This is a genomic window from Pseudomonas marincola (assembly GCF_900116605.1).
GTDB classification, from domain to species: domain Bacteria; phylum Pseudomonadota; class Gammaproteobacteria; order Pseudomonadales; family Pseudomonadaceae; genus Aquipseudomonas; species Aquipseudomonas marincola.
Genome location: NZ_FPBC01000008.1, coordinates 200,609 through 216,588 on the forward strand (window position 1 = coordinate 200,609; position 15,980 = coordinate 216,588).

Annotated in this window: 19 protein-coding genes and 1 other RNA gene; 6 read left to right on the plus strand and 14 right to left on the minus strand. The window is 56.5% G+C overall.

From position 1 onward, the window contains the following. Nucleotides 1-2: 2 nt before the first annotated feature. From mraZ to rsmI, 3 genes are all read right to left on the minus strand, one after another. The gene (gene mraZ / locus BM395_RS14670) at nt 3-458 is read right to left on the minus strand and encodes a division/cell wall cluster transcriptional repressor MraZ (RefSeq protein WP_069897878.1); all 456 of its coding nucleotides are present in this window, start codon (nt 456-458) and stop codon (nt 3-5) included. A gap of 310 nt (nt 459-768) precedes the next feature. Continuing rightward, nucleotides 769-1,127, minus strand: an RNA gene (gene rnpB, locus BM395_RS14675) — RNase P RNA component class A. A 96-nt stretch (nt 1,128-1,223) separates the two neighbouring features. Beyond that, a complete protein-coding gene (gene rsmI, locus BM395_RS14680; protein ID WP_244528989.1) occupies nt 1,224-2,081 on the minus strand; it encodes a 16S rRNA (cytidine(1402)-2'-O)-methyltransferase in 858 nt (285 codons plus the stop codon). Nucleotides 2,082-2,220: 139 nt separating this feature from the next. On the opposite strand from rsmI, the gene BM395_RS14685 reads away from it, so the two are divergent. From BM395_RS14685 to BM395_RS14700, 4 genes are all read left to right on the plus strand, one after another. Next, nucleotides 2,221-4,032 carry a penicillin-binding protein activator gene (locus BM395_RS14685; RefSeq protein ID WP_090513086.1) on the plus strand — a complete coding sequence of 604 codons (1,812 nt, stop codon included), beginning with the start codon at nt 2,221-2,223 and terminating at the stop codon, nt 4,030-4,032. Then, a complete protein-coding gene (locus BM395_RS14690) occupies nt 4,032-4,403 on the plus strand; it encodes a YraN family protein (RefSeq protein WP_170860605.1) in 372 nt (123 codons plus the stop codon). The genes BM395_RS14685 and BM395_RS14690 overlap by 1 nt, the downstream gene beginning before the upstream one ends. A gap of 117 nt (nt 4,404-4,520) precedes the next feature. Continuing rightward, nucleotides 4,521-5,114, plus strand: a complete 594-nt coding sequence (locus tag BM395_RS14695) for a phosphoheptose isomerase (protein WP_090513091.1) — start codon at nt 4,521-4,523, stop codon at nt 5,112-5,114. Continuing rightward, nucleotides 5,111-5,644 (plus strand): BON domain-containing protein, encoded by a 534-nt coding sequence (locus tag BM395_RS14700; protein WP_090513093.1) that lies wholly within the window; start codon nt 5,111-5,113, stop codon nt 5,642-5,644. The genes BM395_RS14695 and BM395_RS14700 overlap by 4 nt, the downstream gene beginning before the upstream one ends. 559 nt (nt 5,645-6,203) lie before the next feature. Here BM395_RS14700 and BM395_RS14705 read toward each other — a convergent pair. The 7 genes from BM395_RS14705 to rplM form a co-directional block, all read right to left on the minus strand. Further along, nucleotides 6,204-6,617 (minus strand): ClpXP protease specificity-enhancing factor, encoded by a 414-nt coding sequence (locus BM395_RS14705; RefSeq protein ID WP_069897885.1) that lies wholly within the window; start codon nt 6,615-6,617, stop codon nt 6,204-6,206. 14 nt (nt 6,618-6,631) lie between these two features. Continuing rightward, nucleotides 6,632-7,249: a glutathione S-transferase N-terminal domain-containing protein gene (locus BM395_RS14710; protein WP_069897886.1), complete on the minus strand. Its 618-nt coding sequence runs from the start codon at nt 7,247-7,249 to the stop codon at nt 6,632-6,634. Nucleotides 7,250-7,338: 89 nt separating this feature from the next. Then, nucleotides 7,339-8,118: a cytochrome c1 gene (locus tag BM395_RS14715; protein ID WP_069897887.1), complete on the minus strand. Its 780-nt coding sequence runs from the start codon at nt 8,116-8,118 to the stop codon at nt 7,339-7,341. Next, complete coding sequence (locus BM395_RS14720; RefSeq protein WP_069897888.1) at nt 8,118-9,329, minus strand: cytochrome b; 1,212 nt, start codon at nt 9,327-9,329, stop codon at nt 8,118-8,120. Before BM395_RS14720 ends, BM395_RS14715 begins: the two co-directional genes overlap by 1 nt. Continuing rightward, complete coding sequence (gene petA, locus BM395_RS14725) at nt 9,329-9,922, minus strand: ubiquinol-cytochrome c reductase iron-sulfur subunit (protein WP_090513095.1); 594 nt, start codon at nt 9,920-9,922, stop codon at nt 9,329-9,331. Before petA ends, BM395_RS14720 begins: the two co-directional genes overlap by 1 nt. A 257-nt stretch (nt 9,923-10,179) precedes the next feature. Further along, a complete protein-coding gene (gene rpsI, locus BM395_RS14730; RefSeq protein ID WP_069897890.1) occupies nt 10,180-10,572 on the minus strand; it encodes a 30S ribosomal protein S9 in 393 nt (130 codons plus the stop codon). Nucleotides 10,573-10,586: 14 nt separating this feature from the next. Continuing rightward, nucleotides 10,587-11,015: a 50S ribosomal protein L13 gene (gene rplM, locus BM395_RS14735; RefSeq protein WP_069897891.1), complete on the minus strand. Its 429-nt coding sequence runs from the start codon at nt 11,013-11,015 to the stop codon at nt 10,587-10,589. A 250-nt stretch (nt 11,016-11,265) separates the two neighbouring features. Between rplM and BM395_RS14740 the strand changes: the two genes are divergently transcribed. Beyond that, on the plus strand, nt 11,266-12,303 hold the full coding sequence (locus tag BM395_RS14740; protein WP_090513098.1) for an NADP(H)-dependent aldo-keto reductase: 1,038 nt from the start codon (nt 11,266-11,268) through the stop codon (nt 12,301-12,303). A gap of 71 nt (nt 12,304-12,374) precedes the next feature. On the opposite strand, the gene fur is transcribed toward BM395_RS14740, so the two are convergent. Next, nucleotides 12,375-12,779: a ferric iron uptake transcriptional regulator gene (gene fur, locus BM395_RS14745; RefSeq protein ID WP_069897893.1), complete on the minus strand. Its 405-nt coding sequence runs from the start codon at nt 12,777-12,779 to the stop codon at nt 12,375-12,377. A gap of 97 nt (nt 12,780-12,876) precedes the next feature. On the opposite strand from fur, the gene BM395_RS14750 reads away from it, so the two are divergent. Beyond that, complete coding sequence (locus tag BM395_RS14750) at nt 12,877-13,437, plus strand: outer membrane protein assembly factor BamE (RefSeq protein ID WP_090513100.1); 561 nt, start codon at nt 12,877-12,879, stop codon at nt 13,435-13,437. A 108-nt stretch (nt 13,438-13,545) separates the two neighbouring features. On the opposite strand, the gene BM395_RS14755 is transcribed toward BM395_RS14750, so the two are convergent. From BM395_RS14755 to BM395_RS14765, 3 genes are read right to left on the minus strand one after another with little or no spacing between them, the layout of a single operon-like run. Beyond that, entirely contained in the window at nt 13,546-13,875 is a 330-nt protein-coding gene (locus BM395_RS14755; protein ID WP_090513102.1) for an RnfH family protein, read from the minus strand. After that, a complete protein-coding gene (locus BM395_RS14760) occupies nt 13,868-14,302 on the minus strand; it encodes a type II toxin-antitoxin system RatA family toxin (RefSeq protein ID WP_069897896.1) in 435 nt (144 codons plus the stop codon). Before BM395_RS14760 ends, BM395_RS14755 begins: the two co-directional genes overlap by 8 nt. A gap of 34 nt (nt 14,303-14,336) precedes the next feature. After that, nucleotides 14,337-15,740, minus strand: a complete 1,404-nt coding sequence (locus tag BM395_RS14765; protein ID WP_090513104.1) for a sodium-dependent transporter — start codon at nt 15,738-15,740, stop codon at nt 14,337-14,339. Between the last annotated feature and the right edge of the window lie 240 nt (nt 15,741-15,980).

Genomic DNA, 15,980 nt, shown 5'->3' on the forward strand with positions numbered 1-15,980 from the left:
AGTCACAGGATCAAGTCACGTAGATCGTCGGTTAAAGCACCCGGTAGTTTGATAGCGGCCAAATCAGCCTCTGCCACGCCATTCCAGGTTTCTTCATCCCACAATTGAAATTTATCGAGTTGGCCAACCAGCATCGCGCGCTTGTCCAGCTTTGCGTATTCGCGCAAGCGCGGCGGAACCAGGAAACGACCACTGGCATCCAGTTCAAGGTCAACGGCATTACCAATCAACAGACGCTGCAAGCGACGGTTCTCTTCACGGAAGGAAGCCAACGCGCGCAATTTCTGTTCAATGATTTCCCACTCGGCGAGCGGATAGATGCACAAACAAGGGTCAATGGCGTCGATTGTTACGATGAGCTGGCCAGAACAACGCGAGACGAGCTCATCCCGATACCGACTTGGCATCGCGAGCCGCCCTTTGGCGTCGAGATTAATGGCGTTAGCTCCGCGAAACACGGTTGCACATCCCCTTTTATTAGCTTTCCATGCCCAAAAAAACCCACTTCGTGCCACTTCTTACCACTTGCGCACACTATAGGAACGCCACCCCCCCACCGTCAAGGCACTCCACGAGGGAAAAAGCCTTATAGAACGGTGATTTACGGAAATAAGGAGGGATATGGAGTGAGCTGCGCAACATTCGAAAAGTTAAAAACGAACAGGCACAGCGAAATGAACTTCAAAGTTAAAGTGATTTATTAAGAGTAAGATTTTTTAGGTATTAGAAAGGCGGGAAATGTAGTTTTGCGATACAGCGGGAATAAAGGTGGAGAGTCGATCTGTAAGCCGGGTTCTGTCGAGGACAGTCATTCCTCTACGACGTACATCACTGCACGCCTTTAGCAACCTACCCGGTTCCAGCGCGGGCCACGCCAATGGAACCCTATTTGGTCTTGCTCCGAGTGGGGTTTACCTAGCCACGGACTGTTGCCAGCCGCGCGGTGCGCTCTTACCGCACCTTTTCACCCTTACCGGCGCCGAAGCGCTTAGGCGGTTGTTTTCTGTGGCACTTTCCGTAGGCTCACGCCTCCCAGGCATTACCTGGCACTCCGCCCTATGGAGCCCGGACTTTCCTCCCCCACATTACGCAATGCGCAATGCGGCAGCGACTGTCCGATCGACTCTCCGGCGCCAAGGTTAGCGACAGATGCCTTTGAGGACAAGGATAATCCGCGCTAACTGACTGAATTCTAACCTGCAAAGCCGCCAAGCCCACACACATCACGCCTGCCCCTGACGCTCCAGCGCGACCTGATACAACAGGTTCTTACGCACGCCGGTAATCTCCGCAGCCAGCGCGGCTGCTCGCTTGAGCGGCATATCCTTGAGTAGCAAATCGAGCACGCGCAGCGCTTCACTACTCACCGCAGCATCACTTTCTGGCGCCTGCCAGCCGGCCACTACCACAACACACTCGCCGCGCTGCTGATTGCTGTCACTGGCGACCCAATTATGCAAGTCGACCAGCGGCATGCCCTGCAACGTTTCAAACGTCTTGGTGATTTCACGCGCCAACAAAGCCGGGCGCTCATCGCCAAACACCGAACGCATGTCTTCGAGGCATTCGAGAATGCGGTGCGGCGCTTCATAGAAAATCAGGGTGCGCGGCTCTTCCTTTACCTGTTCAAGCCGCGCGCGACGCCCCACCGCCTTGGCCGGCAAAAAGCCTTCGAAGATGAATCGGTCGGACGGCAAGCCGGCCGCCGACAACGCCGCAATCAGCGCACAGGCGCCCGGCACGGGCACCACCGCAAAGCCCGCCGCACGCGCCTGACGGACCAGGTGATAACCGGGATCAGATATCAGCGGCGTGCCGGCATCGGAAATCAGCGCGACATCCTCACCCGCCTGCAAACGCGAAATGAAACGACCGCCCTGATCACGCTCATTGTGCTCGTGACAAGCCGCCAGAGGCGTCGCGATACCAAAGTGCTGCATCAGGCGCGCCGAGTGGCGGGTGTCTTCTGCCGCGATCAAACTGACTTCATTAAGCACACGAATGGCCCGCGCACTGATGTCTTCCAGGTTGCCTATGGGCGTGGCGACCACAAACAGCGTGCCCTTCTGTGAGTTAGCAATAACCGGTTCTGTCACAGCAACGCCCCAAGAATCGTATAAAAGAGGCTATTGTAACCCGTTTAGCACCTCCAACATCGCACCTGAGCCAGTGGTTCGGTACAATCGCCCTTCAATTTGATCAAGTATCAGGAACGCTTACATGATCGCCTGCCTGCGCCCCTTTATCGTGCTCTGCCTCGTTGGCCTGATTGCCGCTTGCGCCAGCTCCCCTTCATCCACGCTCGGCGAACTGCCTCGCACCCCTCAAGCCAGCATTGAACAGCTGCTCCAGGAGGCCGGCGACAGCCAGTCGGAGGAAGCTAATCTGTTGCGTTTATCCGCCGCCGACCTGGCTTACCAACAGAAGGACATCGGGCGCGCCAGCAGCATTCTCGAGCAAGTGCAGATGGAAGGCTTGAAGCCTGCCCAGCAAATCTACGCCAGCACCTTAACTGCGGAACTGGCACTGGCGCGCAAGAGCCCGAAAGCGGCACTTAAAGCCTTGCAGAACCCAAGCTTTGCCCGTCTCGGCGAGTTACCGGTCGAGCAGCAGGCGCGCAGCCAGCTGGTTCGTGCCACGGCACTGGAGCAGGACGGCCAGACCCTTGCCGCCGCTCGCGAGCGCGTCTTTATCGCACCACTGCTGACCGGCGCCACCGCAGCCGCCAACCATGAAGCCATCTGGTCACTGGTCTCGCGCCTGCCCAAAGAGCAGCTGCAACCTACAGGTGATGCCGACCTCTCTGGCTGGCTGGAACTGGCTAGCGCCACCAAAGGTGCTGGCACGCTGGAAACTCAGCAGCAGGCCATCAGCAACTGGCAAGCCACTCACCCGAATCACCCGGCAGCGCTAAACCTGCCAAAATCCCTGCAGGATCTGCAGCAACTGGCCAGCCAACCGCTGTCCGAGATCGCCTTGCTGCTGCCTATGGAAGGTCGCTTGGCCAGCGTATCGCGCGCACTGCGCGATGGCTTCATGGCTGCCAACTTCGAAGCCCAGCAAAGCGGCCAAGCCGCGCCGAACATCCAGTTTTTCGACAGCTCTCGTCTGACCTCGATTGATGACTTCTACCGCCAGGCGCAGGCCAGTGGCGTGCAACTGGTAGTCGGGCCGTTGGAAAAGGAACTGGTCACCCAGCTCAACAACCGCGAGCAACTGCCCATCACCACACTGGCCCTCAACTACAGCGAAAACGACAAGGAAGGCCCGCCACAACTGTTCCAATACGGTTTGTCTGCTGAGGATGAAGCACGCGAAGCCTCACGCCGCGCTTGGGCTGATGGCCGCCGCAGCGCCTTTGCACTGGTACCGAGCGGCACATGGGGCGACCGCGTTCTTGAGGCTTTCAGCAGCGACTGGCGCGCCCGCGGCGGCAACATGATTGCAGCCGAACACGTGTCCAAGCCGGTAGAACTGGCGCAACAAATTGCCCGCCTGCTGAAACTGCGTGAAAGCGAAACCCGCGCGCAAAATGTAGAAAGCACCATCGGCACCTCGGTTGATGCACAGCCCACGCCTCGTCAGGACGTAGACTTCATCTTCCTCGCCGCCACTCCGCAGCAGGCGCAGCAGATTAAGCCGACTCTGGCCTTCCAATACGCAGGCGACATGGCGGTGTATGCGACCTCGCACCTGTACACTGGCGTCTACAACCAGGCCCAGTATCAGGATCTGTCCGGTATTCAGTTCTGCGAAACGCCGTGGCTGCTCGACTCAAGCGATCCGACCCGCCAGCGCATCAGCAATCAATGGCCACAAGCCAACAGCGGCCTGGGCCGGATTTACGCAATGGGCATTGATGCCTATTCGCTGGCACCACGCCTCGGCCAGTTGAAAGCACTGCCATCGACCCGCATCGATGGCTTTACCGGCAGCCTGTCGCTGGATGCTCAGCAGCGTATTCAACGCCAGCTGCCGTGGGCTGAGTTCCGCGACGGACAGGTTCAGCGCCTGCCTGACACGCCTCTTTGATTGATCGAAGTAGCAAGCAAAGCACCGGCAAGGACGCCGAAGCGCTGGCTTGCGACTTCCTCAAACTGCAAGGTTTGCGCCTCATCACCCAGAACTGGAGCTGCCGTCGCGGCGAGCTCGATCTGGTCATGCTAGACGCAGATACAGTAGTATTCGTAGAAGTTCGCTATCGGCGCCACTCAGGATGGGGAGGCGCCGCCGAGAGTGTGGACAGGCGCAAACAGCAGAAACTGTGCATTGCCGCCAACCACTTTCTCCAACAAGAATCACGCTGGGGCAAACATCCGTGCCGTTTTGATGTCATAGCCATTAGCCATAAACCTGATTCGCCGCCACAACTCAACTGGATCAAGAACGCCTTTGATGCGTAAGCCATTCGCTACAAACACCCGCGCAAGCCAATCTATTATGCTGATGGCGGCCGCCCACACAGTGCGCAGCCCCTTCACCGCTCCTGCGCAATCGCACACCACAAGGTATTTTCTCTGATGGATATGCAAGACCGTATTCGCCAGCTGTTTCAAGCCAGCATCGACACCAAGCAGCAATCCATGAGCGCTGTAGCGCCGTATATCGAGCATGCCAGCATGGTCATGGTTCAGGCGCTGCTTAATGAAGGCAAGATTCTCACCTGCGGTAACGGCGGCTCAGCCGGCGATGCCCAGCATTTCTCTTCCGAATTGCTCAACCGCTTCGAGCGTGAGCGTCCGAGTCTGCCGGCCATTGCACTGACCACCGACACCTCGACCATTACCTCAATCGCCAACGATTACAGCTACAACGAGATTTTCTCCAAGCAGATTCGCGCACTCGGCCAACCCGGTGACGTGCTGCTCGCCATCTCGACCAGCGGCAACTCAGCCAATATCATCCAGGCCATTCAAGCGGCGCACGACCGCGAGATGACTGTAGTCGCCCTGACCGGGCGCGATGGCGGCGGCATGGCCTCACTGCTACTGCCGGAAGACGTCGAAATCCGTGTGCCGGCAAAATCTACTGCGCGCATTCAGGAAGTTCATCTGTTGAGCATTCACTGCCTGTGCGACCTTATCGACAGCCAACTATTCGGGAGCGAAGAATGAAGCGTTCACCCCTAGTCATCGCCGGCCTGCTACTGGCCATCGCCGTATCCGGCTGCACCAACCGCAGCATCGGCAACTCGCTGGACGACAAGCTGCTCGACCCGGAACTGCGCTCAAGCGTACAGAAAGCCAGCGCCGACCTGAGTAGTCCGACCTCACACATCGTGCTGAGCAGCTACAACGGTGTGGTCCTGCTGACCGGGCAAACCCCTCGCGCCGACCTCAAAGCGCTGGCTGAACGCGCCGTAAACAGCGTGCAAGGCGTTAAAAAGGTCTACAACGAGCTGCAGGTTCTGCCGCCAACCACACTGCTCGCACGTAGCAACGACTCCTTGCTGACCGCACAAATCAAAACCGCGATGCTGGCTGACACCAGCGTGCCGAGCACCAACATCAAGGTGATCACCGAAAACGGTATCGTCTACATGTTGGGCCTTGTGACACACGCCGAAGCCAACCAAGCCACCAACGTGGTTCAGGGTGTAGGCGGCGTGCAGAAAATCATCAAACTGTTCCAGTACACCGACTGATTGCACAGTTGCTTGATAAAGAATGGCGATCGAATGATCGCCATTCTTTATGGGCGAAAGAAAAGCCCTGGAGGATGGATAAACCGAAGGTTAATCCGTCATGGCGTACCTGCGGGTACACACCGCCGTTGGTTGTTTAGCGCTTTCGGATTCCTGATGCAATCCATAAATGGCTGCACATCGACGCTCTAATTCCTCGCAGCGGATTAACTGCCATTATCCGAAATGGTCATGACGGATTGCCCCGGCGCGGGGCTATCCATCCTCCGGCGAGCGATAATCACGCCTCGGAGGATGGATAAACCGCAGGTTAATCCGTCATGGCTCAATTGCGGGTGTACGCGGTTCGGTTGTTTGGCGGCTTTGGATGATTCAGGCAATCCATAAGCGAACTGTGCAGCGACGCCCGAATCCGTCGCGGCGGATTATCTGCCGTCAGCCGAAATAGTCATGACGGATTGCCCCGGTTCGGGGCTATCCATCCTCCGGCGGTTGAGCGTGATGAATCAACGTCATTTTGCGGGCATTAAAAAGGCGATCGTCTGATCGCCTTTTTAAATTACTTCACAACCTTGAGGCTTGGGCGCCCGGTTGGTCGTGGTGGATCGCTATCCGGTGGACCCTGATCATCCGGCCCCTCGCCTTCAACGTCCTCGCCTACAGGCGGCTCCAAATCGAAGACCATGCCCTGACCGTTCTCACGCGCGTAAATGGCCAATACGGCCGCACCTGGAACGTAGAGGCTATGCGGCGTGCCACCAAAGCGACCTTCGAAGCTGATGGCCTCGTTATCCATCTGCAAATGACGCACGGCAGAGGGAGATACATTGAGAACGATCTGACCGTCGTTGGCAAAACCTGCCGGCACGCTCACGTTCGGGTATTCAGCATTCACCAGCAAATGCGGGGTACAGCCGTTATCGACAATCCATTCGTAAAGAGCACGAACCAGATAAGGGCGACTTGAATTCATCGAGACCTCCTGCATTAGCGCATATCGCGCTCAACACCAGACAAGCTGGCCTGAAACGCTTCGCGAGCAAACTGACGCTCCATGTAGTCGAGCAATGGCTTGGCCGGCTTTGGCAACTCAATGCCGAGCACCGGTAAACGCCACAGAATCGGCAACAGGCAGCAATCGACCAGGCTCATTTCTTCACTGAGGAAGTATGGCTTGTCGACAAAAAGTGGGGATACCCCGGTCAGGCTCTCACGCAATTCCTTGCGCGCCTGAACACGTGCGGGTTCTTTGCTGCGCGGATCGAGAATCAGATCGACCAACGCACACCAATCGCGTTGTATACGGTGAACCAGCAAACGGCTATTTGCCCGTGCAACCGGATAAACCGGCAACAGTGGCGGATGCGGGTAACGCTCATCCAGATACTCCATCACTACGGTTGACTCGTACAGAGCCAGATCGCGGTCGACCAGAGTAGGCAGGCTTGCGTATGGATTGACCTCAAGCAGTTTCGGCGGGTAACGACCCGGCTCAACTGTGATGATCTCGGCGCTGACACCCTTCTCGGCGAGCACAATGCGTACGCGGTGGGAGTAGTGGTCGGCGGGGTCGGAATAACAGGCCAACCGGTTGGTCACGCCCATGGCGATCCTCCTCGCTTATATGGTTATTTGAAGCAGAAAAACCTGCGCGCCCAGGTGGGCGCGCAGGTCAACAACAGAGCGACGGCAGATTAATGCACGTCCTTCCAGTATTCACGCTTGAGCAGATAGGCGAATACGAAGAAGAAAGCCAGGAACAGCAGAACGTAAGTACCGATACGCTGGCTTTCCAGTTTTACCGGGTTAGCTGAGTAAGCCAGGAAGGTCACCAGATTCTTGATCTTCTCGTCAAACTCGGCCTCGCTCAGTTCGCCAGTTTTCGGCTCGACGACCAACTCATCACAACCTTCGTGAGTAATTGGCGTACCGGTCAGCGGGTCATACTGCTTCTTGCCGTCTTCTACGACCTGAACCTGCTTGCAACCGATGTACTGACGACCTTGCAGGCCGACCAGAACGTTAGGCATACCGACGTTGTGGAAAACCTTGTTGTTCACACCCATTGGGCGTGCCGGGTCTTCGTAGAAGCTACGCAGGTAGGTGTACAACCAATCGTTACCACGAACACGAGCAACCAGAGTCAGATCAGGTGGCGCTGCACCGAACCAGGCCTTGGCGTCTTCAGAGCGCATGCTGTTCTGCATGTGATCACCGATTTTGGCACCGGTGAATACGATGTTCTCGAGCATTACGTCGTGCGGCACACCAATGTCATCAGCTACACGCTCATAACGTTGGAATTTGGCACCGTGGCAACCCATGCAGTAGTTGGCGAACGTACGCGCGCCGTCCTGCATGGCTGCTTTATCAGTCAGGTCGATATCAACCTTGTCGAGATGCACACCTTCAGCGCTAGCGAAGGCGAGAGCTGGCAGACACGCCACAATCATTGCTGCAAATAGCTTTTTCATCAGCCAGTCACCCTTTCCGGAACCGGTTTGGTTTTTTCCATCCTGGTGTAGAAAGGCATCAGGATGAAGTACGCGAAATACAGGAACGTGCACACTTGCGAGAGCAAGGTACGGCCTGGAGTTGGCGCCAATACACCCAGCACACCAAGGATCACGAAGGATACGCAGAAGACCAGCAACCAGATCTTGCTCATCCAACCCTTGTAGCGCATGGATTTAACCGGGCTACGGTCAAGCCAAGGCAACACGAACAGCACGGCAATCGCAGCACCCATGGCGATTACACCCAGAAGCTTGTCTGGAATCGCACGCAGGATTGCGTAGAACGGTGTGAAGTACCAAACCGGCGCAATGTGCTCAGGCGTCTTGAATGCGTTGGCCACTTCGAAGTTCGGCTTCTCGAGGAAGTATCCGCCCATTTCCGGGAAGAAGAACACGATCGAGCAGAAGATGAACAGGAAGACCACAACGCCAACGATGTCTTTAACGGTGTAGTAAGGGTGGAACGCGATGCCGTCGAGCGGAATGCCGTTCTCGTCCTTTTTCTTCTTGATGTCGACGCCGTCCGGGTTGTTCGAACCCACTTCGTGCAGTGCCAGAATGTGCAGCACAACCAGACCGAGAATTACGATTGGCAGCGCCACAACGTGCAGAGCAAAGAAGCGGTTCAGCGTGATCCCCGAAATCAGGTAGTCACCACGAATCCACTGAGTCAGGTCATCGCCGATAACCGGAATGGCACCGAACAGCGAAATAATTACCTGTGCACCCCAGTAAGACATCTGGCCCCAAGGCAGCAGGTAGCCCATGAAGGCCTCAGCCATCAGCGCCAGGTAGATCAGCATGCCGAACACCCAGACCAGCTCACGCGGCTTCTGATACGAGCCGTAGAGCAAGCCACGGAACATATGCATGTAAACCACGATGAAGAATGCCGAAGCACCCGTCGAGTGCAGCAGACGCAGAATCCAGCCGTATTCCACATCACGCATGATGTATTCGACCGAAGCAAATGCTTCTTCAGCCGACGGCGTGTAGCTCATGGTCAGCCAGATGCCGGTGAGGATCTGGTTAACCAGAACCAGCAGCGCCAGCGAGCCAAAGAAGTAGAAGAAGTTGAAGTTCTTCGGTGCGTAATACTTGCTTAGATGGTCTTCCCACATTTTTGTGGCGGGAAAGCGGGCGTCAACCCATTCCATGAACTTGCTCATCAGGCTTTCTCCTGGTCCACGCCGACGACGATAATCTCATCCGTCTCATACGAGTGCGGCGGCACTGGCAGATTCAGCGGCGCTGGCTGCGATTTGTATACGCGCCCTGCCATGTCATAACGCGAGCCGTGGCATGGGCAGAAGTAGCCCCCCACCCACTCAGGACCCAAATCTGCCGGAGCGACTTCTGGACGGAACGTAGGTGAGCAACCCAGGTGAGTACAGATGCCGATAAGCAGCAGCACTTCTGGTTTGATCGAACGAGTAACCGGATCTACGTAGGTCGGCTGGACCGAAGCTTTTGACTCCGGATCGGCCATACGGTCGTGGATCTTGCCGAGGTTACCGAGAATTTCCTCGGTACGGCGCACGATAAATACCGGCTGCCCCCGCCATTCGGCAATCATCTGCTGGCCTGGCTCGACCTTGCTCACGTTCACCTTCACAGGCGCACCGGCTGCTTTAGCCTTGGCACTCGGGAACCATGACCCCACGAACGGGACCGCGGCACCCACCGCTCCTGCAGCGCCCACCACAGAGGTGGCTGCTACCAAGAAGCGACGCCGGCCTGCATTCACGCCGTCATTGCTCATTCAGTCGTCTCCCATCAGCTTTGTGGCCTGTGGTTCAGGCCTATACTTAAATAAAATTTTGTAGCGCAAAAAATTCGCCAAATGGTAAAGAAAAGCCCCTTTACTGACAAGGCAATTACCTAACCAAGTGCAGCGCACTCCCTCGCAGCGCGCTGCTGGTAAGGATGCGGCACGTTGTCGCACAGTAGTCTAGCACCCATAAAAAACGCCCAGCTCCGAAATGGAAACTGGGCGTTTTCTTGAACGCAGGAAGCGAATTAACGCTTCGAGTACTGCGGACGCTTACGCGCTTTACGCAGACCAACTTTCTTACGTTCAACTTCACGAGCATCGCGAGTCACGTAGCCTGCTTTACGCAGAGCCGGACGCAGAGTCTCGTCATAATCCATCAACGCACGAGTGATACCGTGGCGGATTGCGCCAGCTTGACCGCTCACACCACCGCCAACAACGGTAACGAAAACGTCAAACTTTTCGGTCAGCTCGGTCAGTTCCAGCGGCTGACGAACTACCATGCGGGCAGTTTCGCGACCGAAGAAAGTATCCAGCGTACGATTGTTGATAGAGATGCTGCCGTTACCCGGACGCAGGAAAACGCGTGCGGTTGCAGTCTTGCGACGGCCAGTGCCGTAATTTTGAGTCGCCGACATAATGAACTATTCCGTTAAATCTTCAGTTCTTGGGGCTGCTGAGCAGTATGAGGGTGAGCAGCGCCCGCATAGACTTTCAGCTTACGGTACATGTCGCGACCCAGCGGGTTCTTAGGCAGCATGCCTTTAACCGCGGTCTCGATCACGCGCTCTGGCGCCTTGGCGATCAGCTTTTCGAAGTTGATCGACTTGATGCCGCCCGGAAAACCGGAGTGAGAGTAATACATCTTATCGGTAGTCTTGGCACCGGTAACACGTACCTGCTCAGCATTGATAACAACGATATAATCGCCAGTATCTACGTGCGGAGTGTACTCAGGCTTGTGCTTGCCACGCAGACGAGTAGCGATTTCGGTAGCCAGACGACCCAGGGTCTGACCAGCAGCGTCGACGACGAACCAGTCGCGCTTAACTGTTTCTGGTTTAGCAGTAAAAGTCTTCATTCTTTATAGCCTCAGGGGCCGCCCTGATAAATAAGACGGCGGATCTTACTGAATAGTGCGTACTTTGACAAGGTCAAAGGCAGCCGGATACAGACGCTATCGGGGGCTCGGGTCAGCACGTCTGATAAACGGCAAGATGTTTTCGGCAGGCGGCGCATCACTTCCACTGCAGAAAGAGCTGCGCAATTATGCAGATTGCGAAAATTTTATCAACCTGATTCTATAGTTGTTTCTCAAATAAGGGCCAATCATGCAATTTCGTCAGCTAGGTAAAACCGACATCACAGTTAGCGCCCTCTGCCTCGGCACCATGACCTGGGGCGAACAAAACAGCCAAAGCGAAGGCATTGCCCAGATTGACCGGGCCAAGGAATACGGCGTTAATTTCATCGACACCGCCGAAATGTATCCGGTCCCGCCTCGCGTCGAGACTTACACCAAGACCGAACAAATCATTGGCGAGTATTTTAAGCAACGCGGCGACCGCACCGACTGGGTACTGGCCAGCAAGATCGCCGGCCCCGGCAATGGCATCGATTATATTCGCGACGGCCAGCTCAAACACAACCGTCAACACATTCGCGAAGCCGTAGACGCCAGCCTCAAGCGCCTGCAAACCGACTGGATTGACCTGTACCAGCTGCACTGGCCAGAGCGCCCGACCAATTTCTTCGGCCAGCTCGACTACAAGCATCAGGAAAGCCAGTTCACCGCCTTCGAAGAAACCCTGGATGCGCTCGCCGAACAGGTCAGGGCCGGCAAGATTCGTCATGTTGGCCTGTCCAACGAAACCCCGTGGGGCACCATGGAGTTTCTCAAGCTAGCAGAAAGCCGCAACCTGCCGCGCTGCGTGTCCATCCAGAACCCGTACAGCCTGCTTAACCGCACCTTCGAAATTGGCCTGGCGGAGGTGGCCATTCGCGAACAATGCGGCCTGCTGGCTTACTCGCCTCTGGCTTTTGGCATGCTCAGCGGCAAATACGAAAACAGCGCACGTCCGGCCGATGCCCGCCTGACACTATTCAGTCGCTTCGCGCGCTACAGCAACCCGCAAGCCGTTGCAGCCTGCTCACGCTACGTAGCACTGGCCAAAGAGCATGGGCTCGATCCGGCTCAAATGGCCCTGGCTTTTGTGACCGCACGACCATTCGTCACCAGCAACATCATTGGCGCGACCACGATGGAGCAGCTTGAGAGCAACCTGGCCAGCAGCGAGCTGACATTGAGCAGCGAAGTCATGGAAGGCATTCAGGCGATTCACACCGCCCAACCCAACCCCGCCCCGTAAGCCGGCACAAAAAAAGCCGATCAGGATTAGCTGATCGGCTTTTCATCACTACGCTGCAATGCAGCGCGGTATCAACTCTTCTTGCGCACGTACAACACGAGGTTGTGATCCACCAACTCGAAGCCGTGCTCGGCAACGATTTCCTTTTGGCGCTTTTCGATCTGTGCATCCATGAATTCGATAACCTCACCGGTTTCGACGCAGACCATATGATCGTGATGACCACCATCAGCCAGTTCGAATACAGCGTGGCCGCCATCAAAATTATGCCGCACGACCAAGCCGGCAGCCTCAAATTGAGTCAGTACACGGTATACGGTGGCCAGGCCAACATCTTCTCCTGCCTCCATCAGAGACTTGTAAACATCCTCTGCGCTCATGTGCCGTTGACCCGCAGAATCCAGCATCTGCAAGATCTTGACCCGTGGCAGGGTCACTTTCAGGCCTACCTTTCTTAACTCGTTATTTTCAACCATGGTCTGCTTTCTCGTGGAAGCGGTTTCGCAGCTTCCCTTATTACGGGTATGATCTGGGTTTATATTGCCCAGCCAAGATAGTGGAAGTCACCCACCGATGCAAAAAACCAAGCTCCTGATGACAAGCCTCACCCTGACGGGGCTCTTCGCGATCGCCGGTTGTTCATACCCCGGGGTTTATAAAATCGACATTCAACAGGGCAATGTCGTCACACAAGACATGATAGACCAGTTACGCCCTGGAATGACCCGCAAACAAGTGCGGTTTATCATGGGTAACCCCCTGATTACCGACACGTTCCATGCTAATCGCTGGGACTACCTGTACAGCATGCAGCCAGGCGGCCGCCAGCGTACGCAGGAGCGCGTGAGCATTACCTTCAATGAAAGCGACCAACTGGTAGGTCTTTCTGGCGACTTCATGCCGGGTATGAGCCGCGAGCAAGAGATCATGGGCAATACGCCTGCGACCACCACGACCGAGGTGGCACCGACCACTGAACCCGTGGAGAATACTCCGGTCGCACCGGCACCTGTTGAACCTGTTGAAGAAGAGCCTGCAGAGCCCGGCTCGCTGCTCGACACTATTCAGCAAGAAATCGACGACGCTGAAACAGCACCGGTGCCGACACCAGCCCCGCTGGAGACTGCACCCTAACCTGCACAGGTTAGCGCTCAGCAACAAAAAGCCCGGCATGCCGGGCTTTTTGATATCTACAGGGCGCGAAACAAAACAGTTCACGCCATCGCAGCAGCAACAGTCGACCTACGAATCGCCCTCAGCACTTCTAGCCTTAGCCGCCTCTGCTGCCTTGGCCGCACGCTGCTTGCGCACTTCCTTGGGATCGGCAATCAGCGGCCGGTAAATTTCGATCCGCTCACCCTCTTGCATAATCCGCTCATCGGGCTTGGGCACGGCCTTGCCGAATATACCCAGCGGGCTCTCCGCCAAATCCAATCCGGGGAAATGCTCCTGCATACCGGACTTCAGCACCGCCTCACGCATGGTTGTGCCTTGCGGCACATTGATCCGCAAAAGCTTTTGCTTGTGCGCCAGTGCATAGACAACCTCAACCACGATGGTTTGCTTATCCATAGAGATCCTTGGCGCGCTGACAGAAGGCATCGACCAGGGTATTTGCCGCCTGATTGAACAAAGGCCCAAGGGTTGCCCGAACCAGCGAGCCGGCATAATCAAACTGCATGTCGAGGCTGATTTTACAGGCCTTGTCCCCGAGCGCCTTGAACTCCCAGCGCCCGTGCAACTTGGTGAACGGGCCTTCATCCAGGTTCAGTTCAATCGACTTGCCCGGCACCAGCGTATTGCGCGTAACGAAGCGTGAACTCAGGCCACCCTTGGCGATATCCAGGCTCGCACGCATGTGTTCGTCACTGACCTCAAGCACCTGACTTGAGGCGCACCAGGGCAGGAATTCCGGATACTGAGCCACATCATTGACCAGATCGTATAGCGCCTGAGCGGTATAGGGCAGCAGCGCCGAACGCTGAATATGAGTAGTCATAAGCCGGGGTATTCACTCCACAGGTTCATCGGTTTCACTTCGTCAGCTCGGCAACGAAGACAATCAAAACGCCAATCGGTGCAACGACACGAATCAGCCACAACGCAACATTGAACAGCACAGGGCTGCTGATCGACAACTCGTCACGCACCGCCTCACGGGTCATGACCCAGCCGGCAAACAGCGCAAAGGATAACCCGCCGAGCGGCAACAGCAGGCGGCTGGTCAAATAATCAATGCCTTCAAAGAAGTTCTTGCCGCCCTCAGCGCCCCACTGAAACAGATGGAAGCCATCGTTGGCAAACACGAAGAACTTGGCATCGGCACCAACATTGAACGACAGCACAGTGCCCATGCCGACCAACCAGCAAAAGAATGCCAGCGTCGAGGTGACAACTGCGCGGCTGCGACCTGATCGCTCAACAAAGTAGGCAACCGCAGGTTCCAGCATGGAGATCGACGAACTCCAGGCGGCCAGCGCCACGAGCACAAAGAACACCAGACCGGCGATCTGGCCAAAGGCAATGTTGCCGAAGGCAATCGGCAAGGTCACGAACATCAGACCCGGTCCACCGCTGGGCTCCAGCCCGGCCGCGAACACAATCGGGAACAACGCGAGCCCGGCCGTCAGCGCCACAACCGTATCCAACAAGCCGACGGTAAGCACGGTGGCGCCGATTGATGACTTCTTCGGCATGTAAGAGCCGTAAACCATGATCGAGCCCACACCCACACTCAGCGTGAAGAATGCATGGCCCATCGCTGCCAAAATGCCTTCCTGCACCTTGCTCGAATCGAAGTGGAACAAGAAGCGCACGCCATCCATGAAGTGACCGGTGGTCAGGCTGTAGCCCAGCAGCATCAGCAACAACACAAACAACATTGGCATCATGATCCGCAGGCTGCGCTCAAGCCCCGCAACCACGCCCTTGGCGATCACAAAACCGGTGAAGACCATAAACAGGGTGTGCCAAAGCGTCAGGCGCCAGGGGTCCGAGGTCAGCCCACCAAAGGCCTCGCCCGCCCCTTGCGGGCTGATACCACTGAAATCACCACGGCCCATGCCGATGATGTAATCGAGCGACCAGCCCGCCACAACACTGTAAAACGACAGGATCAACAACGCCGCCACCATGCCGATGACGGCGGCAAGTGGCCACAGCCTGGAGCCGCCCGACTCTGCCGCCAGCGCCTTCATCGAGTTCACCGGACTCTGCCGTCCGCGACGCCCGATCAGGGTTTCAGCAAGCATGATCGGCACTCCAATCAGGGCGATGCACACCAGATACATCGCCACGAAAGCGCCGCCGCCATACATGCCGGTCATGTACGGGAACTTCCAGATATTGCCCAAGCCCACAGCGGAGCCCGTTGCGGCAAGGATAAACACCCAGCGGCTGACCCATGCGCCATGTATCGAAACTTTGTCTGTTGCCATGTACCGCCAGCCTGATTGGGTGAGAAAAAGTGCGCGCATTGTCGGGGATTCGCCCACGCGGCTCAAGCTTGGACGAATCCCGAAAAGTCCGACGCCAGCCATTGTAGGTTGGCCGGCCCGTACAAAGCCCACACATGCACGCTGCAAACTGCATCAACTCTTATAGTAGTTAATTGACGACCCTCACTGCCCGGCCACTTGCAGCGCGTAGCAACCGCTATTCTGCCCGTGCCCAACCAC